The sequence below is a fragment of the Caulobacter sp. GW821-FHT10A06 genome (genome assembly GCF_059415805.1).
Genome location: NZ_JBWKNY010000001.1, coordinates 820,106 through 839,210, shown reverse-complemented (window position 1 = coordinate 839,210; position 19,105 = coordinate 820,106). Strand labels below are relative to the sequence as shown.

Genomic DNA, 19,105 nt, shown 5'->3' with positions numbered 1-19,105 from the left:
TACGCCTATTTATCCCCACCTTCGGAGCAGGTCTGGCGAATCCGCGCCGCCCGCTCGCCCAAGCACGGGCGGCTCCGATCAGACCAGCGTGTAATGACCGAATTTACCGACCTCGGGCTTTCGCCCACGACCCTGCAGGCGGTCGCCGACACCGGCTATACCACTGCGACCCCGATTCAGGCCCAGGCCATCCCCGTCGCCCTCGCGGGCCAGGACGTGCTTGGCATCGCCCAGACGGGCACCGGCAAGACCGCCGCCTTCACCCTGCCGCTGATCGACCGCTTGCAGTCGGGCCGCGCCAAGGCCCGCATGCCGCGCGCCCTGGTCATCGCCCCGACCCGCGAACTGGCCGACCAGGTGGCCGCCAGCTTCGAGAAGTACGCCAAGGGCACCAAGCTCTCGTGGGCGCTGCTGATCGGCGGCGTCTCGTTCGGCGATCAGGAAAAGAAGCTGGACCGCGGCGTCGACGTGCTGATCGCCACGCCCGGCCGCCTGCTCGACCACTTCGAGCGCGGCAAGCTCTTGATGACCGGCGTGCAGTTCCTCGTCGTCGACGAAGCCGACCGCATGCTGGACATGGGCTTCATCCCCGACATCGAGCGCATCTTCAAGATGACGCCGCCCAAGAAGCAGACGCTGTTCTTCTCGGCCACCATGCCGCCGGAAATCACGCGCCTGACCAAGCAGTTCCTGAAGGATCCGGTGCGGATCGAGGTGGCCAAGCCCGCCACGACCAACGCCAACATCACCCAGCTGCTGGTCAAGGTTCCGACCTCCGACCCGAAGGCCAAGCGCCTGGCGCTGCGGGCCCTGGTCGAGAAGGCCGGCATCGAGACCGGCATCGTGTTCTGCAACCGCAAGACCGAAGTCGACATCGTCGCCAAGTCGCTGAAGGTGCACGGCTTCGACGCCGCCCCGATCCACGGCGACCTGGACCAGAGCCAGCGCATGAAGACCCTGGCGGACTTCCGCTCGGGCGCGCTGAAGATCCTGGTGGCCTCGGACGTCGCCGCGCGCGGCCTGGACATCCCGGCCGTCAGCCACGTGTTCAACTACGACGTTCCGCACCACGCCGACGACTACGTCCACCGCATCGGCCGCACCGGCCGCGCCGGCCGCACGGGCGTGACCTACATGCTGGTCACCCCGGCCGACGACAAGGGTTTCGACAAGGTGGTCAAGCTGATCGGCTCGACCCCGGACGAAGAGAAGCTCGAGCTCGACTACTCCAACGCCGTGACCGTCAAGCGCGACGGCGACCGTGACCGCAAGCGCGGTGGTCGTGATCGCGGTAGCGATCGCCCCGACCGTGGCGACCGCCCGTCCCCGCGCAGCCGTGGCCGTCGCACCGAGGAAACCGCCGCCGACGCGCCGGCCGAGGCCGTCGTCGCCGCGACTGAAGCGCCCGAAGCCGCTGTCGCTGAGGAACGTCCCGCCCGCGAGCGCCGCCCGCGCCGCGAACGCGATCGCGCCCCGCGCGCCGAAGCCGCTCCGGCGGTTGAAGCCGAGCGTTCCGAACGCGCTGAACGCCCTGAACGTGCCGAGCGCCCTGCCCGCGCTGAACGTCCGGAGCGTGCTGAACGCGCCGAGCGTCCGGAACGCAGCGAACGCCCTGAGCGCAGCGAACGGCCGGAACGCCCCGAGCGTCCAGTGCGTGGCGTCCAGCCGGTCCGTGACCGCGACGACGACGACCGCCGCGTGGTCGGCTTCGGCAACGACGTCCCGGCCTTCCTGGCCCGCCCGCCGCGCGGCAAGTAAGGTTTCGACCTCGATCGAATGACGAAGGCGCCGGACCTCAGGTTCGGCGCCTTTTTCTTGGCCCGCCCTCGTCCTTCGACAGGCTCAGGATGAGGACTACTTTTGACGGCAATTCACTAGAAACCTCATCCTGAGCTTGTCGAAGGACGAGGTTTCGGTCCCTCAGTGGAACAACCGCGCCTGCAGCCACAGGATGGCCGGATAGGCCGCCAGCCAGGTCCAGAAGAACCGGTTGAGGCCAAACAGGCAGGCATTGGCCAGGTGGAAGGTCCCGGCGACCACGAGGCCGGCGATCAGGGCGGGTTTCCACAACAGGGTCAGCGGGAAGATCAGCTCGAACCCCATCACCGCCCACGACATCGCCAGCAGCACGCGCGGCCGGTCGGCCCAGGCGCGCAGGGCTTCGTTAACCGGATAGGCCGAGAACCGGAAGACATCGGCCAGGGCCCGGCCCGAACGCCAGTCGGGGTTGATGATCTTCACCCCGCCGGAGATGACGTAGGACAGGATCAGCTGCGCCCCCAGATAACCGAAGGCCAGCTCCTGCAAGGGCGGCGTCGGCAACAGGCGCGCGGCGGTCAGGCACCACAGGGCCAGCAGCCCCATCCGGTCGCTCCCGCCGTTATAGGGGCCTTCGAAGCGGTACAGGATCAGCACCGACAGACCCGCCAGCCCAACCAGCGGCCAAGGCGCGGCGATGCCAGCCAGCACCAGCAGGCACAGGGCGATCCGGACGCCGAACAGCACCTGTTCGCTGCGGAACCGCACCATGTGCTCCAGGCTCTGCTGGATCAACGCCAGGGCCAGCAGGATCTCGGTCAGGCGGGCGGCGAGCTGCAGGCTCATGCGACAACGATCTCCGCCAAGCGGCGTGGCGCGGGCTGGTATTGCACCTCATCGACCAGGGCCTCGCCCACACGGCTGACGAAGATCACGCGGAAGCACAGCCAGGGCCGTTCGGCGTCCTGCGGCTCGCGGATCACATCGGCGGCGATGCGTTTGAAGATCTCGCTCTCGCTATGGGCGGTCTCGTCGTCGCCCAGGCGCTCGGCGCAGCTGACCAGGAACAGGCTCTCGTTCCAGCGCGGGTTCCAGACCAGGCGCGCCAGCATCTGCAGCGGCGACAGGCGCTGCGGTCTCGGCCGAAACGCCTTCCACTCCCCCGTCGCATCACCGATCGACCGCAGCCGGACGTACTCCACGCGCGGCGACGGGGCGATCACGTCGAAGAAGTTCCAGGACGGGATCAGCGCGGGCAGGAGCAGCTTCAGGGGACTGCGCACGGGTCCCTCCAGAATCGCGGGCGAGATCGGAGCCTAGCCGGACGGACGCCGCTGGCCCAATGGCCAGGCTCGCGGAACGCTGTTATCGTATCGTCCGTTCTCGGCTTTGATCGCGCCGGAGCTCGGCCGGTCCGCCAGAACCCAAAAAAGAATGGGAGGACTGCAACGTGGCCGCCATCGAACCCGAACTCGACAAGGAAGCCATCCTGATCTCGCACGAGAAGACCTATCACGCCTTCTCGGTGCTGCTGCGCTGGTCGATGCTGGGCCTCGCGGCCTCGATCAGTGGCCTGACGGTGTGGTTCGCCACGCCAGGCGGCTTCTGGGGCGGCCTGTTCACCTTCGCGGTCGTCTGGGTCGCCGGCTACTACGGCATGGTCAAGCGCGAGGAGCAGCAGCCGTTGGACCCGTGGGTCCCGGGCCGCAAGGGCATCCTCTAGAGCGCCGCATTCACAAACGCCAACAGGTCGTCCAAGGGCGGCCTGAAGGCGAACTTGAAGCCTCGACGGAACCTGGCCAGCAGCGGCGCCTCACCCGCCGGGCAGGGTGACGCGCAGACATAACCGCGCCAGTCTACACCGACCTGCCGGCAAGCCGCCCTCACCCACTGGCTGGTGAAGTTCAGCGGCTGGATCTCCACGACCCGCGCGCCAGGCTGCAGGAAAACGGCGTTGGCCAGGGCCGCGCCGCTGGCCCCGACCAGCACGTCGGCGTCGCGGATCAGGGCGACCTGCTCGCCGGCGCTCAGGGTCTCGGGCCGCACGATGGTGAAGCCGCGCGCGGCCAGGGCCTTCTCGAACGCCGCCTCGCCGACCATCACCCGCATCGACTGGCCCCGGCGCGAGAGATAGACGCGCTTGGCGCCCTTGCCAGCCGGCGCTCGCGCCAGAACCCGCGCGGCGACATCGGCCAACACGCCGTTCGGGTGGTGCAGGAAGTGGTCCATGCTGGTGGCGAAGACCGCCCGCTTCAGCTGGACGACCGGCGCCTCGACCTCACGGACCACGAGGTCCGGGAACGCCAGGGCAATAAGGTCGCGCTGCCAGGGCGTCAGCTTCGGGGCCAGCACCGGAACGCCCTCCAGCAGGCCGGCCTGCTCCAGCAACTGCAACGACGTCAGGGCGTCGATGACGAAGTGGCCGTAGTTGAAACCCGCACCCCAGGGCAGGAACACCGCCCCCGTCTCGATCTCGAGCGCAGTGGTCGGCGGCATGAACCGGGTCGTGTTTTCCCCGACCCCCGGCAGGATCGACAGGTCCTGGGAGCCGTGCCGAACCTCGCCGATCGTGGCGTTGTAGAGCGCGCCGTCGGTCCCGATCAGGCCGCCAAAGCGCGGGAACCACCAGGCCTCGCCGATCGCGCAGGTCGCCGGAACGTCCACCGGCGGCGGCGCGGCGAAGTCGTGCGGCCAGGCCGCGGCTTCAGGGCCACCCAGCACGCCGACCGGCGCGCCAACCGAGGCGTCATGCTCCGGCGACCAGGCGATCCCGCTCTCGCCCCGCCCGAAACGCTCGCGCAGTTCGGGGACCTGCATTCGAGGCAAGTCCTGGGCTTCGACGATGGGACGCAGAGGCAACGACATGCGCCGCTTGGAGCATGCCGCGCCGTCCTGTTGAAGCTACTTCTTGATCTGCCCGGCCAGGTACTTGCGGATCCCCTCCCCGTACGGCGGGCGCAGACCCAGCATCGGGGCGATGTCCTTCTTCAGCTGCTGGAACACCGCCTTGCGGTGGCTGAACTCGCGGAAGCCGTCGTGGCCGTGATAGGCGCCCATGCCGGCCGGGCCGACGCCGCCGAACGGCAGGTCCTCCTGGGCGACGTGGAAGATCACGTCATTGACCGTGACGCCGCCGCTGGTGGTGCGCTCCAGCACCCGGTCCTTCTCGGCCTCGTCGGTCCCGAACCAGTAGAGGGCCAGCGGCCGGTCGTGGGCGTTCACATAGTCCACGGCCTCGTCGACGTTTTTATAGGTCTTCACCGGCAGCACCGGGCCGAAGATCTCCTCCTGCATCACCTTCATGTCGTCGGTGGGATCCAGGATCAGGGTCGGGGCGATCTTGCGGTGTTCCTGCTGGGTCAGGTCCTCGCCGGCCGGATTGATCTCGACGATCCGCGCGCCCTTGGCCCGGGCGTCGTCGACATAACCCTTCACCCGGTCGTAGTGGCGCTGGGCGACCACGGCCGTGTAGTCCGGGTTGTCCTTGAGCGTCGGGAAGTAACGACCGACGGCGGCCTTGGCCTCCTCGACGAAGCTCTCGACCTGGTCCTGCGGGGCGAAGACATAGTCCGGCGCCAGGCAGATCTGGCCGGCGTTCAGGGTCTTGCCGTTCATGATCCGCGCCGCGGCCGTGGCCATGTCCGCGCCGCGCGACAGGATCACCGGGCTCTTGCCGCCCAGCTCCAGGGTCACCGGCACCAGGTTCTCGGCCGCCGCCCGCATCACGTGCCGGGCCACCGAGGTCGCGCCAGTGAAGACCAGGTGGTCGAAGGCCAGCCCGGCGAAGGCCTGACCCACTTCGGGTCCGCCGACGAACACCGCGACCTCGTCCTCGGCAAACGCCTTGGCGAACATCGCCTTCAGCAGCTCGGACGTGGCCGGCGTAAATTCCGACGGCTTGATCATCGCCCGGTTGCCGGCCGCGAAAATCCCGGCCAGCGGGGCGAAGGTCAGGTTGACCGGGAAGTTCCACGGGCTGATCACGCCCACCACCCCCTTGGGCTGCCACTGCACCGTGGCCTTGGCGCCGAACAAACCCAGGATCGCCGGCGTGGTCTTGCGCTTCTCGGGGCGCGTCCATTTGGCGACGTTTTCACGGGCGAATTTCAGCGGCCCGATCGAGCCGGCGACATCGGTCAGCGCGGTCGCTTCAGGCGAGCGCGAGCCGAAATCTTCATTAACGGCGCGGGCGATTTCGGCCTGATGACCAATCAAGAGATCGATCGAGCGGTTGAGCCAATCGATGCGCTTTTCGACGCTCGGCGGCCCATTTTTTAGGTGCGCGGCCTTTTGGCGCTGCAACACGTCGTTCATCGCCGCCTTGTGGGCGTCGAAGGACAGATTCACCGGTGCATTCATGGCGTTGTCGCTCCTCCCCAGGATCCGCCTTACGCGACGGAACTTACCTTATCAGCGATCACCATGAGCGAGCCGAAGACGAGGCGCAAGCGAACGTTGTTCGTTCTTAACGCCTCGTAAGAACTCTCCAGTTTAAGGTCAGGCTCCAAGCGATCGGGGTTTCCGCAAGGGAAAGCACCGATGGGGGAAGAAAAGATGTCGGACGTCGAAACCACGCTGCGCGGTCCCGAGGCCTACAAGATCGCCTCGCGTGCGCTGGAGCTCATGGAACGCCACCAGGTGTGGCCGACCGCGCTGAACTTCGAGCTGTGGACGCATTACGTCGCCGACCCGGACGGTGCGCTGGCGCGTGAGCTGACCCGTCTGATCTCCCTGGGCGAACCGATGACCGAGCTGGTCAGCGAAGAGCTGGCCGCCACCTATCTGCCCAAGGCCCGCCTGAACGAACAGATCCGCGACGCCGGCGACATCCTGTCCAAGGAACTGGAAGCCGTCTCCAAGGCCATCCAGAACGCCCAGAAGTCCAACGCCGCCTTCGGCAAGGAACTGGCCGGCGCGACCAAGAGCCTGGACAAGTCGACCGACGTCGAAGCCATCAAGGCCGTGGTCGGCAACCTGGCCGACGCCACCCGCCGCGTGCACAAGGAAAACCAGTCGCTGGAAACGCGCCTGGCCGACTCCACCGCCGAGGTCGAGCGCCTGCGCGAGCACCTGGAACAGGTCCGCCGCGACGCCACCACCGACGGCCTGACGAACCTCGCCAACCGCAAGGCCTTCGACGAAGAGCTGGACCGCGCCTGCCAGGACGCCGACGACACCGGCACGACGATCTGCCTGGCCGTGCTCGACATCGACCACTTCAAGGGCTTCAACGACACCTGGGGCCACCAGACCGGCGACCAGGTCATCCGTTACGTCGCCTCGGTGATCGGCCGCGTCGCCGCCCCGCCGCGCTTCGCCGCCCGCTACGGCGGCGAGGAGTTCGCGATGATCTTCCCGCGCGAAAGCGCCGCGGTGGTCGCCACCACCCTGGAAGAAATCCGCGTCGAGGTCTCCTCGCGTATGCTCAAGCGTCGCTCGACCAACGAGGACCTGGGCGCCATCACCATTTCGTCGGGCTTCGCCGAGCGCACGCCGGGCGAGCACGGCCACTCGATCATGGAACGCGCCGACGCGGCGCTCTACGCCTCCAAGCGCGGTGGTCGTAACCGCGTCACGGCGGCGGAATCCATGCCGGCCTCGGCCAACGCGGCCTAAGCTTCTTCAGCAGAAGACCTACCTGGCGCCGCCGCTCCTCCGGGATCGGCGGCGTTTCCTTATGAAAATTCCGCTAGCCTTCCCAAGGGGCAAAGGCGCCTAGACTCTCCCCAACGAACGAAGGGAGAGCCGCCGTGGACTATCAGAAGATCCGTGTCTCGACGCAGGACGGCGTCGCCACCGTCACCCTGGCCGATCCCACGACGCTGAACGCCGCCAGCCTGGAGATCGCCCGCGAGCTGATCCACGCCTTCTCGTCCATCGCCGCCGGCAAGATCGAAGCGCGCGCGGTGATCCTGACCGGCGAAGGCCGCGGCTTCTGCTCGGGCGCCAACCTGTCGGGCGGCGGCGCGGCCGGGCGCGAGCTGGACGTCGACGGCAAACCCGACGCCGGCTCGGCGCTGGAGAACACCTACAACCCGCTGATGACGCTGCTGCGCGACTTCCCGCTGCCGATCGTGACGGCGGTGAATGGTCCCGCGGCCGGCGTCGGCTGCTCGATCGCGCTGATGGGCGACATCATCGTCGCGGCCGAGAGCGCCTATTTCCTGCAGGCCTTCCGCCGCATCGGCCTGGTGCCCGACGGCGGCTCGACCTATCTGCTGCCGCGCCTGATCGGCAAGGCGCGGGCGATGGAGATGATGCTGCTGGGCGGTAAGATCCCGGCCGCCACGGCGCTGCAATGGGGCCTGGTCAACCGCTGCGTCCCGGACGCCGAACTGATCCCGACCGCCCACGCCCTGGCCGTCGAGCTGGCCCAGGGTCCCGCCGCGCTGGGCGCGATCCGCAAGCTGGTCTGGGACAGCCTGGACGAGGACTGGACCGGCCAGCTGCACGCCGAACGCAAGGCCCAGAAGGTCGCCGGCAAGACCGAAGACTTCATCGAAGGCGTCAGCGCCTTCCTCCAAAAACGCGCGGCCGCGTTCAAAGGGCGCTAGCAGCCGCCTGGAGGTCGAGCAGGATCGCGACGGCCTCATCGGCCCGTTCGGATGGCACAAAGACATGGTCGTGATTCAGAGCCGCGACCATGTTGCAGGCGATCCCAGCCTGGGCCAGCGCGGTCGCGACGGCGGCGGTCAGGCCGACGCCGTCCAGCGCTGAGTAGACGTTCAGCGTGATCAGGGCCATCGGCCCCTCGGCCGGGAGACCGGCCGCCTGGGCCGCGTCGCGCTCCAGGATCAGGCTGACACCCTCGGCCTCACGGAACATGGCCAGCGGCTCCAGTGCCGCCCAATCGCGATCGCCGGCGGCGCAGAAGACGTATTGGCCGGACTTCAGCGCCGGCGTCATGCCCGCGACCATTTCGCGAGCATCGCGAACGACTTGCGTCATTTGTCTGAGGCGCCGAGGTAGGGCTTGTAGCTCTTCTCCTCGACGATGTCCGAGCCGGCGGCTTCGTTGATCGCCCGCTTGATGGCGGCGCGCTGGTCGTTGTCGATATAGACGCGGCGGGCCAGGGCCACGAAGTCCGGGCCGAAGTCCTGGCGGCGTTCGCAGTCGCGCTTGCCCTCCTCGATGTCCCACAAGGCGGCGTTGACCGCCGTAAGCTCTTCAGTCAGGCGGGCGATCTCGGCGTTGTCGGGCAGGTGCTCGGCCGCCGTGGCCTCCAGCAGGGCCAGCTCCTTACGGACATTGGCCTCTTTCGCCGGATCGCCGATGCGCTGGGCCTTGACCCGCAGGATGGTGATCTTGTCGACCAGTTCGCCCGCCGAGATCGGCGCGAGGATGGACATTCAGGACGCTCCGGAAACCAACTTTTCGAGCGCTTCCCAGGCCGCGTCGACCGGCAGGGCGCCCATGCCGCTTCCGTAGTCCTCCGCGACCAGCATCTCAAGCCGCTGGGCGGCCGGGCGGAACTTCACCGACTTGCGGCGGTCCTGTTGCAGGGAAAGCAAGGGCGCGCCCCCGGCGGCCAGCATGTGGCCGGGGCCGGCGTCATTGGCGACGCCGGCGGCCAGGCGTCCGGCCAGGGCGATGACCAGCAGCGGCCCCTTCACGCCCGTGAAGCCGTCGGTGCGGTTGCGTTCGGGTTGTAGGGCCTGCGGCACCTCACGCGCGGCCACGGCGGCGTCCTCGGCCTCGTCCGGGCCGAAGAAGAAGACCGGCGTCCAGCCCTTGGCGACGATGCGGCGGGCGAGTTCCAGGTAGTTCTCCAGCGGCCAGCGCTTGTCCTGACCGCCCGCGCCGGGCGCCAGGCCGACATAGGTCGGGCCGACAGGCAACAAGGCCTCGGCGGCCTTCAAGGCGTCGGGGTTGGTCAGGGCCAGGGGCCGCACAGCGCCCTGCCCGTCCGTCGCCAGGTTCAGCAGCCGCGCGAGGCGGTCGGTGACGGCCACGGGCCAATCCTTGTCGCGGGCATGGCGGGCGGCCGAGACGAAGCGCCCCGCCGCCCCACGCCGGGCGACGCCGCTGCGGCCGATGTGTTCCTGGGTGTCGATGACGAGATCGAACTTGCGGCCGCCGAACGGCTTGCTCCACGGCATGGCGTCCAGCGGACGCCCACCGTTGCGGCCTTCCAGGATCAGCTCGTCGATATAGCCGGCCACCACGCCCTTCAGAGCGCCGGCATAGACCGTCTCGACCTTGGCCGCGCACCAGCTGATGCGCGCGTCCGGAAACGCCGCCCGCAGGCCGGCGATGAAGGGCAGCTTGATCAGGCCGTCGCCGATCACCTCGCCCATCGAATAGATCAGAACCGTCTGGACCATGGCCGTGTGTCGCCGCGTCGCTTCTAACTGTCCATCACGAAAATGTAAGTGAACACTCACTTGCAGATTTTGCACGACGTGAGATGGTCGTCGTCATGAGCGCCAAGCCCCGTATCGAACGTGCCGCCCTCGAGGCCTTCGTCGTCGAAGGCGTCGACGCGACCACCACCAAGACCATCGCAGCTCGCGCGGGCGTTTCTGAAGGCGCGATCTATCGCCACTGGAAGAGCAAGGACGAGCTGGCCGTCGGCCTGTTCATGGACTGCCACCGCCGTCTCTCGGCCCTGATTGAGGACGAGGCTAGCGCCGCCGACGGCATCAAGGCCAAGGCCGCCGCCTTGGTGCAGGCCTATTGCGCTGTGGCCGACGAGGACTGGCTGCTGTTCTCGTTCCACCTGCTGCAGCTGCACCACTTCCTGCCCTACTACCAGGAGGACGGCCGCGACCCGGTCACCCAGGTCGAGACCGTGATCAAGCGGGCGATGATCAATGCCGAGCTGCCGCCGGGCGACCCGCGCGTGCTGGCCGCCATGGCCATCGGCGTGATCACCCAGACCGCGCAGAACAAGGCCTATGGCCGCCTGGGCGCTGACGCCCTGTCGGCCCACGCCCCTCTCATGACCGCGGCCGTCCAGGCCGTTCTCTTCGCCCGCTAAGGATCGAACACAAATGCGCAGCGCGCTGTTCAACGCCTACTACTGGGTCCTGTCGATCTTCTACGGCCTGTCGGCCGCCTTCGCCGCCCTGGCGCCCGGCCGCAAGCCGGTGGCCTTCGCCCTGCGGCTCTACAGCCAGCGGATGCTGTGGGCGCTGGGGTTCTTCGCCGGAGTGAAGGTGCAGCTGAAGGGCCAGGAAAACCTGCCCGCCGGCCCCTTCATCATCGCCGCCAAGCATCACAGCTGGGGCGACGGCTTCGTGATGTTCGCCAATGTCGAGAACCTCAGCTTCGTCACCGGCGACCACCTGGAGAAGTTCCCGCTGGTCGGAGCGATCCTGAAAAAGTTCGGGGCCATCGTCGTCGACAGCTGCGGCGGTCCCGAAGCGCGCGAGGCCCTGTCCAAGAGCGCCGCCCAGGTCGCGGCCGAGGGCCGGCGCATCCTGATCTATCCCGAAGGCCATCTGGCCAAGCCCGGCGAGCATTTCCGCTACCGCACGGGTGTCTTTTACATGAGCAAGGACTTCGGCCTGCCGGTCGTGCCGGTGGCGACGAACCTGGGCTGCTTCTGGCAACAGACCGACAAGCAGAAGACGCCGGGCACGGCCACCGTCGAATTCCTGCCGCCCCTGCCCCAAGGCCTGGAAAAGGCCGAGTTCATGCAGCGGCTGGAGGCGACCATTGAGGGGCGCACCAATGAGCTGATCGCGGAAGCGCGCGGCGAGCCGGTGAAGGCGTCGGTGCTGGTGGAATCGCCGAAGAAGAAAACGCCGGAGCCGAGGGCAGCCGAAGCGTCGGCCTAGACCTCGACCGGGCACTCCGCCGGGACGCCCGCGAACGTGCCCTCAGCGCGGCGCTTGGCGAAGTGGGTCTGGGCGCAGCCGCTGGAGCACAGCAGGCCGGTGTCCGACCAGTACAGCGGCGCCTCGTCCTCGTGCTTGAAACGCGGCGCGCCCCAGGCCAGGCCGCATTCCACGCAGGACGGCGTGCGCGCCAGCATCAGTGCTCGCTGTCCATTGGGGCTTCCGGCGCCGGCTGGATCGTCACGCTCTCGCCGCAGCCGCAGGCGTCGGTCTCGTTCGGGTTATTGAACACGAACTTCGACGACAGCTTGGTGGTCTCGTAGTCGATCGTCGTGCCGATCAGGAACAGCACCGCCTTGGCGTCGATCAGGATGGTGACGTCCTTGTCCTCGACGACCTCGTCCAGCGGGGCCTTCTCGGCGGCGTATTCGAAGATGTACTCAGAACCCGCGCAGCCGCCGTTCTTCACGCCGACGCGCAAGCCCGCATAGGGCTTATCCGCGCGGGCCATGATCTCCTTCACGCGCGCGGCCGCGGCGTCGGTCAGGGTGACGACCTTGGGGCGCGGGCGGCGGGGACGTGCGGTGATCGCGGTTTCCATGGCTCTCGAACCGATCAGAACATGTTCAGTTGCAGCTTGGCCTCGTCGCTCATCCGCGAGGCGTCCCACGGCGGCTCGAAGACCAGCTCGACATTGCACGACTTCAGGCCCGGGATCTCCATGACCGCGTCGCGCACCCAGCCCGGCATCTCGCCGGCCACCGGGCAGCCCGGCGCCGTCAGGGTCATGTCGATGGCGACGTCCTTGGAGTCGCTGACATCGACCTTGTAGATCAAGCCCAGCTCATAGATGTCGACCGGGATTTCCGGGTCGTAGACGGACTTCAGCTTGTCGATCAGCTGGTCCGTGATCTTGGCGAGCTCGTCCTTCGAAAGCGCCGGGGGCGCTTCAGCGGAAACGGGCTCGGGCGTGGCGGCGGCGTCGGTCATCGGGCGGCTCAACTAAAGAAACTGCGGGCCTTGGCCAGCGCGTCGACGAACGCGTCGGCCTCTGCCTCGGTGTTATATAGGGCGAACGAAGCGCGCGCGCTCGAAGTGACGCCAAATCGGCGCATCAAGGGCTCGGCGCAATGGGTGCCGGCGCGCACGGCGACGCCGTAACGGTCCAGCACCTGGGCGATATCGTGGGCGTGGGCGCCCTCGACCGTGAACGACAGCACCGCGCCCTTGCCGGGCGCCTCGCCCAGGATCCGCACGCCGTTGACGCCGCGCAGCTGCTCGGCGACGCGTTCGTACAGGGCGTGCTCGTGAGCGAAGACGGCGTCGCGATCCAGGCCGTTCAGCCATTCGATCGCCGCGCCCAGGCCGACGGCTTCCAGGATCGCCGGGGTGCCGGCCTCGAAGCGGTGCGGCGGATCGGCATAGGTGATCTTGTCCATCGAGACCGAGCCGATCATCTCGCCGCCGCCTTGGTACGGCGGCAACGCGGCCAAGCGCTCGGCCTTGCCGTACAGTACGCCGATGCCGGTCGGGCCGTAGAGCTTGTGGCCGCTGAAGACGTAGAAGTCGACGTCCAGGGCCTTCACGTCGACCTTGGAATGGACGATGGCCTGGCAGCCGTCCAGCAGCACCGGCGCGCCGGCCGCGTGGGCCAGGCGGACGATCTCGGCGACGTCGTTGACCGTGCCCAACACGTTCGACATGTGGGTGACGGCGACCATTTTGGTCTTGTCCGACAGCAGGCCCTTGAAGGCCTCCATGTCCAGGCGTCCGTCATCCAGCACCGGAATGAACTTCAGGACCACGCCCTTGCGCTCGCGCAGGAAGTGCCACGGCACGATGTTGGCGTGGTGCTCCATTTCGGAGATCACGATCTCGTCGCCGGCGTTCAGGCTCAGGCCGAACGACGACGCGACCAGGTTCACCGCTTCCGTGGCGCTCTTGGTCCAGACAACTTCGGTCGGCTGGGCGTTGATGAACTTGGCGGCGGTTTCGCGGGCCTTTTCATAGGCTTCCGTCGTTTCGTTCGCCAGCGTGTGCAGGCCGCGATGGACGTTGGCGTACGAGGTCCGAGCCAGCCCCGTCATGGCGTCCAGCACCGCGTCGGGCTTCTGGGCGCTGGCGGCGCTGTCCAGATAGATCAGCGGCTTGCCATGCACCGAGCGCTGCAGGATCGGGAACTGCGCCCTGATCGCTTCGATATCCAGAGCCATTATTCGGGGCTCCCCAGCTTCTTGGCGACCCAGGCGGCGGCGATGGCGCGGGCGCCGTCGTGCTCGATGCGCTCGACCACTTCGCCGACGAAGGCGACGGTCAGCATGGCCTTGGCCTCGGCTTCCGCGATGCCGCGCTGGCGGGCGTAGAAGATGGCCTGCTCGTCCAGGGCGCCGATCGTGTTGCCGTGCGCGCACGAGACATCGTCGGCGAAGATCAGCAGCTCCGGCTTGGCGTCGATCTCGGCCTTTTCCGACAGGATCAGGGCGTGGTGACCCATGCGGGCGTCGGTCTGGTCAGCGCCGGGCGAGACGACGATGCGGCCCTGGAAGACGCCGCGCGCCTGGTCGGTGACCATGCCCTTGGTGAGCTGGCTGGTCGCGCCGTCAACGCCGGCGTGGGTGACCACGGTGGTCTGGTCGGCATGACGCTGGCCGTCCAGCAGATAGGCGCCGTCGAGACGAGCCTGCGCATGGGCGCCGGGGTGGCTCACCCGCGTCTCGATCCGCTGGCGGCGAGCGCCCGAGGTCAGGACGGTCTGGGCGAACTTCGCGCCCGGAGCCAGGGCGACCTCGGCGGTGACGACGTTGATCGCCTCGGCGTCATCCTCGACCAGGATGATGCGTTCCAGCGAAGCGCCCTCGCCCACGGCGATGTCCAGGGCGACGTCGGTGACGTAGCCCTTGGCGCGACCTTCGTGGCTTTCCAGCAGGACCAGGGTCTCGCCCGGCTTCACGACCAGGGCGTGGCTGGCGGCCTGCGAGGCCTGGTCGGCCAGGGCGACGAAGCGCAGGGCCACGACGCCCGAGACGGCTTCGGTCTCGGCGATCCGGCGGCCGTTGACAAACACGGTCTCGGCGTCAGCCAGACCCGCGAACGGACCGGCCGGAACCTCACCGTCATGAGCCGGCGCGGCCGGCGGCAGGGTCCGCAGCAGGCCCCGCAGGTCGGTCCATCGCCAGTCCTCGTCGCGCCGCGAGGGCAGCTCCGTGACGTCGCCGGTCTTAAGGGCGGAGGCGAGGCTCATGCGGCGGCCACGTACTTGTCGTAGCCCTCGGCTTCCAGCTGCAGGGCCAGTTCCGGACCGCCCGAGGCGACGATGCGGCCGGCGGCCAGCACGTGGACCTTGTCGGGTTTGATGTAGTCCAGCAGGCGCTGATAGTGGGTGATCACCAGCATGCCGCGATCGGGACCGCGCAGGGCGTTGACGCCTTCCGAGACGATCTTCAGGGCGTCGATGTCGAGGCCGCTGTCGGTCTCGTCCAGGATCAGGAACTTCGGCGAAAGCATCGCCATTTGAAGGATTTCCATCCGCTTCTTCTCGCCGCCCGAGAAGCCGACGTTCAGGCCGCGCTTGAGCATGTCGAAGTCGATCTTCAGCGAAGCGGCCTTCTCCTTGGCCAGCTTCAGGAAGGCCGGGGCGGCGATCTCGTCCTCGCCGCGCGCGCGGCGCTGGGCGTTGAGGGCGGTGCGGATGAAGGTCAGGGCCGGAACGCCAGGGATTTCCAGCGGATACTGGAACGACAGGAACAGGCCCTTGGCGGCCCGCTCGTTGGGCTCCAGCGCCAGCAGGTCGTCGCCGTTCAGCTCGGCGGAGCCTTCGGTGACCTCATAGCCGTCACGGCCCGACAGCACGTACGACAGGGTCGACTTGCCGGCGCCGTTGGGACCCATGATCGCGTGGACCTCGCCGGCCGGCACGTCCAGCGTGACGCCCTTCAGGATCGGCTTCTCTTCGACGCGGGCGTGAAGGTTCTGGATCTTAAGCATGGGTCTCGTTGAGTTTTCTGTATTCCGCGTCGTGGCCCGCGAAGGTTCCGGCGACGGCGATCTGGCCTTGGATGGCGGCGTTTAACAGCGAAAGATCCTCGGGCGGGATCCAGTATTCCTCGTGCCCCGGCGTGCCCGAGACCTTGTTCTCGTACTCGTCCAGGAAAGCCTTGCTGACCGTGAACCGGACGACATAGCCGCGCCGATAGGTCGTATGGGCGGCGTTCCAGTTCTGGGCCAGCTGGGCGGCGAAGGCCTCGCTGGTGACCGGACGGAAGATCGGCTGCTCGATGTCGTGCGGCGGAAAGGCCTTCCAGCCCGACGCCTTGATATCCTGCAGCTCTTCCAGGCTCACCGGCTGGTAGAGCGTGACGGTGATCATCCGACACTGCCCTCCAGGCTGATCGCCACCAGCTTCTGGGCCTCGACGGCGAATTCCATCGGCAGCTGCTGCAGTACGTCCTTGACGAAGCCATTGACCAGCAGGGCCACGGCTTCTTCCTGGGAAAGGCCGCGCTGCTGGCAGTAGAACAGCTGGTCGTCCGACAGGCGGGTGGTGGTGGCCTCGTGCTCGAACACCGACTGGCCGTTGCGGGCCTCGATGTACGGGACCGTGTGGGCCGCGCATTCCTTGCCGATCAGCAGGCTGTCGCACTGGGTGAAGTTGCGCGCGCCCTTGGCTTTCGGGTGAGCCGAGACCAGGCCGCGATAGGTCGAGGTCGACTTGCCGGCGCTGATGCCCTTGGCGACGATCCGCGACTTGGTGTTGGCGCCCAGGTGGATCATCTTGGTGCCGGTGTCGGCCTGCTGATGACCGTTGGTCACGGCGATCGAGTAGAACTCGCCCGACGAGCCCTCGCCGCGCAGCACGCAGGACGGATATTTCCAGGTGATGGCCGAGCCGGTCTCGACCTGAGTCCACGACACCTTGGAGCGGTCGCCACGGCAGTCGGCGCGCTTGGTGACGAAGTTGTAGATGCCGCCCTTGCCGGTCTCCGGATCGCCCGGGTACCAGTTCTGGACGGTCGAATATTTGATCTCGGCGTCGTCCAGCAGAACGAGTTCGACCACGGCCGCATGCAGCTGGTTCTCGTCACGCATCGGGGCCGTGCAGCCCTCAAGGTACGAGCAGTAGGCGCCCTTGTCGGCGATGATCAGAGTGCGCTCGAACTGGCCGGAATCCTTGGCGTTGATCCGGAAATAGGTCGACAGCTCCATCGGGCAGCGCACGCCCGGCGGGATGTAGACGAAAGAGCCGTCCGAGAAGACCGCGCTGTTGAGGCAGGCGAAATAGTTGTCCGAGGTCGGCACGACCGAGCCGAGGTACTGACGCACCAGCTCCGGATGCTCGCGGATCGCCTCGCTCATCGAGCAGAAGATGACGCCGACGGCGGCCAATTCCTTCTTGAAGGTCGTGACGACGCTGACGCTGTCGAACACCGCGTCCACGGCGTAGCGCGGAGCCCCTTCGACGCCGGCCAGGACTTCCTGCTCCTTCAGCGGGATGCCCAGCTTGGCATAGACGGCCAGGATGTCGGGATCGACCTCGTCGAGGCTTTTGGGCCCCTCCTTGGTCTTGGGCGCGGCGTAGTAATAGCTGTCCTGGTAGTCGATCTTGGGGAAGTTGACCTTCGCCCAGGTCGGCTCTTCCAGCTCAAGCCAGCGACGATAGGCCTCCAGGCGCCAGTCCAGCATCCACTGGGGCTCGTCCTTCTTGGCCGAGATAAAGCGCACGATGTCCTCGGAGAGGCCCTTGGGGGCGAACTCCTGGTCGATCTCAGTGGTGAAGCCGTGCTCGTATTTCTCGAGCGCGGCGACGGTTTCGACAGTCTCTTTGACCGCGGCCATTACGCCACCTCCCGGCGCCGAGCGCCGATACGCTTCCAGGCGGCGAGCCAGGCGTCGCCGCACTTGATCCAATCTTCTTCCGTGCTGGCCCAGCCGCCGCTGACACGCAGGGCGAACGGAGCCAGGTCGGGCCGGCCCATGGCTTCCACCACGCGGCTGGCCTTGACCTTGCCCGACGAGCAGGCGCTGCCGGCGCTGACCATGACCCCGGCCAGGTCCATATTCATGACCTGGACCTCGGAGCCGAAGCCCTCGCCTGCGAAGCACAACGTTTGGGGTAGGCGATCAGCGCCCTCCCCGAGCACGACCGCGCCTTGGGCCTTGAGCCGTTCGGCCAAGGCGTCGCGCCAATGGGACAGTTCGACCATCGACGCAAGGCTTTCCTGCGCCGCGCGGGCGGCCGCGCCGAAGGCTGAGATGCCCGCCACGTTCTCGGTGCCGGCCCGGCGGCCGCGCTCCTGGCCGCCGCCGTGCTGGCGACGGGTGACGTTGGCGCGGGTCCCGGCGACCAGGGCGCCGACGCCCTGCGGACCGCCCAGCTTGTGGGCCGACAGCGCCATGGTGTCGGCGCCGAGGGCCGAGAAATCGACGGCGATCTTGCCGGCCGCCTGGACGGCGTCGACATGCAGCAGGCCTTCGGCGGCGCGCACCAGGGCCGAAGCCTCGGCGACCGGCTGGATGACGCCGGTCTCGTTGTTGGCCAGCATCAGGCAGACCAGGGCCTTGCCCGGCGCTTCCAGCGCCTGGGCCAGCCAGGCCAGGTCGGCGACGCCATCGCCATCGACCGGCAGGATCTCGACCGGCAGGCCCGAGGCCTTGGCTGTCTCGGTCACCGCGTCGTGCTCGATAGCGGAAATGATGATGCGGTCGACCTTGGCGCTCTGAATAGCGAGCGCGTTGGCTTCCGTGCCGCCGCTGACGAAAGTCACCGAACCGGCGGGCGTGCCGACCAGGGTCCCGACCTCGGCGCGGGCGCGCTCGACGACGTCGCGCGCAGCGCGGCCGGCGGCGTGGACCGACGAGGGATTGGCCGGGCTCTCCAGGGCGCGCAGCAGCGCCTCTCGCGCTTCCGGCCGCAGGGGGGCCGTGGCGTTGTAGTCGAGATAGACCGATGTGCGGGTGATGCTCACTCGGCCGCCATCTCCAGCGGACGAGTCGGACGCAGCTCGCCCTTCAGGACGTCGGCGACCGAAACAGAGGCCAGGTAGCCATGGATCTGGCGGCCCATCTCTTCCCACAGGCCGTGGGTCATGCAGCGCTCGCCGCCGGCCATGCAGCCCTTGGCCTGGCCCTTGGTGAAGTTGCAGCGGGTGGCGCGCAGCGGCTCGTCGACCGCCAGCACGATGTCGGAAATGAAGGTCTCGGTCGCGGTCTTGGCCAAGCGATAACCGCCGCCGGGGCCGCGAGCGCTGATCACCAGCCCCTTGCGGCGCAGCCGTGCGAACAGCTGCTCCAGATAGGACAGCGAAATCTGTTGGCGTGACGCGATCTCGGCCAGGGCCACGGCGCGGCCCTCGCTTTCGTCCTGGCGCTTGGCCAGGTCGGTCATCGCCATGACCGCGTATCGTCCCTTGGTGCTCAGGCGCATCGCCTTACCCCTTGCAGATTCCGCGCGCATCGGCTTTTGCGTGTGCTACAAGCCGCGACTTCGCGCGCGGGCTAGCGGCCCGCTTGCTGGCTGCGATTTAGGAAGACCAAGCGCAGCGGTCAAGTATTCTGGCGACCCAAATCGT

At 67.7% G+C, this 19,105-nt stretch carries 23 protein-coding genes; 6 read left to right on the top strand and 17 right to left on the bottom strand.

Going from position 1 to position 19,105, the window contains the following annotated elements:
• Positions 1-93 precede the first annotated feature (93 nt).
• Positions 94-1,758, top strand: a complete 1,665-nt coding sequence (locus AC07NF_RS03760; protein ID WP_494630779.1) for a DEAD/DEAH box helicase — start codon at positions 94-96, stop codon at positions 1,756-1,758.
• 162 nt (positions 1,759-1,920) lie between these two features.
• Here AC07NF_RS03760 and AC07NF_RS03755 read toward each other — a convergent pair whose 3' ends face one another.
• Both AC07NF_RS03755 and AC07NF_RS03750 read right to left on the bottom strand, forming a co-directional pair.
• The gene (locus AC07NF_RS03755) at positions 1,921-2,604 is read right to left on the bottom strand and encodes an HTTM domain-containing protein (protein ID WP_494630782.1); all 684 of its coding nucleotides are present in this window, start codon (positions 2,602-2,604) and stop codon (positions 1,921-1,923) included.
• The gene (locus AC07NF_RS03750; RefSeq protein ID WP_494630786.1) at positions 2,601-3,041 is read right to left on the bottom strand and encodes a hypothetical protein; all 441 of its coding nucleotides are present in this window, start codon (positions 3,039-3,041) and stop codon (positions 2,601-2,603) included. Before AC07NF_RS03750 ends, AC07NF_RS03755 begins: the two co-directional genes overlap by 4 nt.
• Before the next feature lie 167 nt (positions 3,042-3,208).
• Between AC07NF_RS03750 and AC07NF_RS03745 the strand changes: the two genes are divergently transcribed.
• Positions 3,209-3,481: a hypothetical protein gene (locus AC07NF_RS03745; protein ID WP_494630788.1), complete on the top strand. Its 273-nt coding sequence runs from the start codon at positions 3,209-3,211 to the stop codon at positions 3,479-3,481.
• On the opposite strand, the gene AC07NF_RS03740 is transcribed toward AC07NF_RS03745, so the two are convergent.
• Together AC07NF_RS03740 and AC07NF_RS03735 are read right to left on the bottom strand one after the other, a co-directional pair.
• Positions 3,478-4,623, bottom strand: coding sequence for a glycosyltransferase family 61 protein (locus tag AC07NF_RS03740; protein ID WP_494630791.1), 1,146 nt, complete (start codon positions 4,621-4,623; stop codon positions 3,478-3,480). The two genes, AC07NF_RS03745 and AC07NF_RS03740, sit on opposite strands and share 4 nt — an antisense overlap.
• Positions 4,624-4,659: 36 nt before the next feature.
• Positions 4,660-6,117: a coniferyl aldehyde dehydrogenase gene (locus tag AC07NF_RS03735; RefSeq protein WP_494630793.1), complete on the bottom strand. Its 1,458-nt coding sequence runs from the start codon at positions 6,115-6,117 to the stop codon at positions 4,660-4,662.
• 195 nt (positions 6,118-6,312) lie between these two features.
• Between AC07NF_RS03735 and AC07NF_RS03730 the strand changes: the two genes are divergently transcribed.
• Positions 6,313-7,374: a GGDEF domain-containing protein gene (locus tag AC07NF_RS03730; RefSeq protein ID WP_492810782.1), complete on the top strand. Its 1,062-nt coding sequence runs from the start codon at positions 6,313-6,315 to the stop codon at positions 7,372-7,374.
• Positions 7,375-7,508: 134 nt separating this feature from the next.
• Complete coding sequence (locus AC07NF_RS03725; RefSeq protein ID WP_492810784.1) at positions 7,509-8,312, top strand: enoyl-CoA hydratase/isomerase; 804 nt, start codon at positions 7,509-7,511, stop codon at positions 8,310-8,312.
• On the opposite strand, the gene AC07NF_RS03720 is transcribed toward AC07NF_RS03725, so the two are convergent.
• Genes AC07NF_RS03720 through AC07NF_RS03710 form a run of 3 tightly spaced genes read right to left on the bottom strand, consistent with a single transcriptional unit; the run spans position 8,299 to position 10,082 of the window.
• Positions 8,299-8,706 carry an ACT domain-containing protein gene (locus AC07NF_RS03720; protein WP_494630796.1) on the bottom strand — a complete coding sequence of 136 codons (408 nt, stop codon included), beginning with the start codon at positions 8,704-8,706 and terminating at the stop codon, positions 8,299-8,301. The genes AC07NF_RS03725 and AC07NF_RS03720 overlap by 14 nt on opposite strands.
• On the bottom strand, positions 8,703-9,107 hold the full coding sequence (locus tag AC07NF_RS03715) for a DUF6165 family protein (RefSeq protein ID WP_494630798.1): 405 nt from the start codon (positions 9,105-9,107) through the stop codon (positions 8,703-8,705). The genes AC07NF_RS03720 and AC07NF_RS03715 overlap by 4 nt, the downstream gene beginning before the upstream one ends.
• Positions 9,108-10,082: a glycosyltransferase family 9 protein gene (locus tag AC07NF_RS03710; RefSeq protein ID WP_494630799.1), complete on the bottom strand. Its 975-nt coding sequence runs from the start codon at positions 10,080-10,082 to the stop codon at positions 9,108-9,110.
• A 95-nt stretch (positions 10,083-10,177) separates the two neighbouring features.
• Between AC07NF_RS03710 and AC07NF_RS03705 the strand changes: the two genes are divergently transcribed.
• Both AC07NF_RS03705 and AC07NF_RS03700 read left to right on the top strand, forming a co-directional pair.
• Positions 10,178-10,738, top strand: coding sequence for a TetR/AcrR family transcriptional regulator (locus AC07NF_RS03705; RefSeq protein ID WP_494630800.1), 561 nt, complete (start codon positions 10,178-10,180; stop codon positions 10,736-10,738).
• A gap of 13 nt (positions 10,739-10,751) precedes the next feature.
• Complete coding sequence (locus AC07NF_RS03700; RefSeq protein WP_494630801.1) at positions 10,752-11,540, top strand: lysophospholipid acyltransferase family protein; 789 nt, start codon at positions 10,752-10,754, stop codon at positions 11,538-11,540.
• Here AC07NF_RS03700 and AC07NF_RS03695 read toward each other — a convergent pair.
• The 10 genes from AC07NF_RS03695 to AC07NF_RS03650 are packed head-to-tail and all read right to left on the bottom strand — an operon-like array spanning position 11,537 to position 18,960.
• Positions 11,537-11,737, bottom strand: coding sequence for a hypothetical protein (locus AC07NF_RS03695; RefSeq protein WP_492810794.1), 201 nt, complete (start codon positions 11,735-11,737; stop codon positions 11,537-11,539). The two genes, AC07NF_RS03700 and AC07NF_RS03695, sit on opposite strands and share 4 nt — an antisense overlap.
• Entirely contained in the window at positions 11,737-12,141 is a 405-nt protein-coding gene (locus tag AC07NF_RS03690) for a HesB/IscA family protein (protein WP_492810795.1), read from the bottom strand. Before AC07NF_RS03690 ends, AC07NF_RS03695 begins: the two co-directional genes overlap by 1 nt.
• A 14-nt stretch (positions 12,142-12,155) precedes the next feature.
• Positions 12,156-12,530, bottom strand: a complete 375-nt coding sequence (locus AC07NF_RS03685; RefSeq protein WP_494630804.1) for an SUF system Fe-S cluster assembly protein — start codon at positions 12,528-12,530, stop codon at positions 12,156-12,158.
• A gap of 8 nt (positions 12,531-12,538) precedes the next feature.
• Positions 12,539-13,753 (bottom strand): aminotransferase class V-fold PLP-dependent enzyme, encoded by a 1,215-nt coding sequence (locus AC07NF_RS03680; RefSeq protein WP_494630806.1) that lies wholly within the window; start codon positions 13,751-13,753, stop codon positions 12,539-12,541.
• A complete protein-coding gene (gene sufD / locus AC07NF_RS03675; protein WP_494630809.1) occupies positions 13,753-14,781 on the bottom strand; it encodes a Fe-S cluster assembly protein SufD in 1,029 nt (342 codons plus the stop codon). Before sufD ends, AC07NF_RS03680 begins: the two co-directional genes overlap by 1 nt.
• Positions 14,778-15,524, bottom strand: a complete 747-nt coding sequence (sufC, locus tag AC07NF_RS03670; RefSeq protein ID WP_494630812.1) for a Fe-S cluster assembly ATPase SufC — start codon at positions 15,522-15,524, stop codon at positions 14,778-14,780. The genes sufD and sufC overlap by 4 nt, the downstream gene beginning before the upstream one ends.
• The gene (locus AC07NF_RS03665; RefSeq protein ID WP_494630814.1) at positions 15,517-15,906 is read right to left on the bottom strand and encodes a hypothetical protein; all 390 of its coding nucleotides are present in this window, start codon (positions 15,904-15,906) and stop codon (positions 15,517-15,519) included. Before AC07NF_RS03665 ends, sufC begins: the two co-directional genes overlap by 8 nt.
• The gene (gene sufB, locus AC07NF_RS03660) at positions 15,903-17,372 is read right to left on the bottom strand and encodes a Fe-S cluster assembly protein SufB (RefSeq protein WP_454716251.1); all 1,470 of its coding nucleotides are present in this window, start codon (positions 17,370-17,372) and stop codon (positions 15,903-15,905) included. The genes AC07NF_RS03665 and sufB overlap by 4 nt, the downstream gene beginning before the upstream one ends.
• The gene (locus AC07NF_RS03655; protein WP_494630823.1) at positions 17,372-18,502 is read right to left on the bottom strand and encodes a cysteine desulfurase family protein; all 1,131 of its coding nucleotides are present in this window, start codon (positions 18,500-18,502) and stop codon (positions 17,372-17,374) included. The genes sufB and AC07NF_RS03655 overlap by 1 nt, the downstream gene beginning before the upstream one ends.
• The gene (locus AC07NF_RS03650; protein ID WP_494630825.1) at positions 18,499-18,960 is read right to left on the bottom strand and encodes an Rrf2 family transcriptional regulator; all 462 of its coding nucleotides are present in this window, start codon (positions 18,958-18,960) and stop codon (positions 18,499-18,501) included. Before AC07NF_RS03650 ends, AC07NF_RS03655 begins: the two co-directional genes overlap by 4 nt.
• Positions 18,961-19,105: the final 145 nt, after the last annotated feature.

Bases quoted from the DNA above. Each gene is read 5' to 3' on its own strand.
- AC07NF_RS03760 (WP_494630779.1), top strand. From the start codon at position 94: ATGACCGAATTTACCGACCTCGGGCTTTCGCCCACGACCCTGCAGGCG.
- AC07NF_RS03755 (WP_494630782.1), bottom strand. From the start codon at position 2,604: ATGAGCCTGCAGCTCGCCGCCCGCCTGACCGAGATCCTGCTGGCCCTG.
- AC07NF_RS03740 (WP_494630791.1), bottom strand. From the start codon at position 4,623: ATGTCGTTGCCTCTGCGTCCCATCGTCGAAGCCCAGGACTTGCCTCGA.
- AC07NF_RS03735 (WP_494630793.1), bottom strand. From the start codon at position 6,117: ATGAATGCACCGGTGAATCTGTCCTTCGACGCCCACAAGGCGGCGATG.
- AC07NF_RS03730 (WP_492810782.1), top strand. From the start codon at position 6,313: ATGTCGGACGTCGAAACCACGCTGCGCGGTCCCGAGGCCTACAAGATC.
- AC07NF_RS03720 (WP_494630796.1), bottom strand. From the start codon at position 8,706: ATGACGCAAGTCGTTCGCGATGCTCGCGAAATGGTCGCGGGCATGACG.
- AC07NF_RS03715 (WP_494630798.1), bottom strand. From the start codon at position 9,107: ATGTCCATCCTCGCGCCGATCTCGGCGGGCGAACTGGTCGACAAGATC.
- AC07NF_RS03710 (WP_494630799.1), bottom strand. From the start codon at position 10,082: ATGGTCCAGACGGTTCTGATCTATTCGATGGGCGAGGTGATCGGCGAC.
- AC07NF_RS03705 (WP_494630800.1), top strand. From the start codon at position 10,178: ATGAGCGCCAAGCCCCGTATCGAACGTGCCGCCCTCGAGGCCTTCGTC.
- AC07NF_RS03700 (WP_494630801.1), top strand. From the start codon at position 10,752: ATGCGCAGCGCGCTGTTCAACGCCTACTACTGGGTCCTGTCGATCTTC.
- AC07NF_RS03695 (WP_492810794.1), bottom strand. From the start codon at position 11,737: ATGCTGGCGCGCACGCCGTCCTGCGTGGAATGCGGCCTGGCCTGGGGC.
- AC07NF_RS03690 (WP_492810795.1), bottom strand. From the start codon at position 12,141: ATGGAAACCGCGATCACCGCACGTCCCCGCCGCCCGCGCCCCAAGGTC.
- AC07NF_RS03685 (WP_494630804.1), bottom strand. From the start codon at position 12,530: ATGACCGACGCCGCCGCCACGCCCGAGCCCGTTTCCGCTGAAGCGCCC.
- AC07NF_RS03680 (WP_494630806.1), bottom strand. From the start codon at position 13,753: ATGGCTCTGGATATCGAAGCGATCAGGGCGCAGTTCCCGATCCTGCAG.
- sufD (WP_494630809.1), bottom strand. From the start codon at position 14,781: ATGAGCCTCGCCTCCGCCCTTAAGACCGGCGACGTCACGGAGCTGCCC.
- sufC (WP_494630812.1), bottom strand. From the start codon at position 15,524: ATGCTTAAGATCCAGAACCTTCACGCCCGCGTCGAAGAGAAGCCGATC.
- AC07NF_RS03665 (WP_494630814.1), bottom strand. From the start codon at position 15,906: ATGATCACCGTCACGCTCTACCAGCCGGTGAGCCTGGAAGAGCTGCAG.
- sufB (WP_454716251.1), bottom strand. From the start codon at position 17,372: ATGGCCGCGGTCAAAGAGACTGTCGAAACCGTCGCCGCGCTCGAGAAA.
- AC07NF_RS03650 (WP_494630825.1), bottom strand. From the start codon at position 18,960: ATGCGCCTGAGCACCAAGGGACGATACGCGGTCATGGCGATGACCGAC.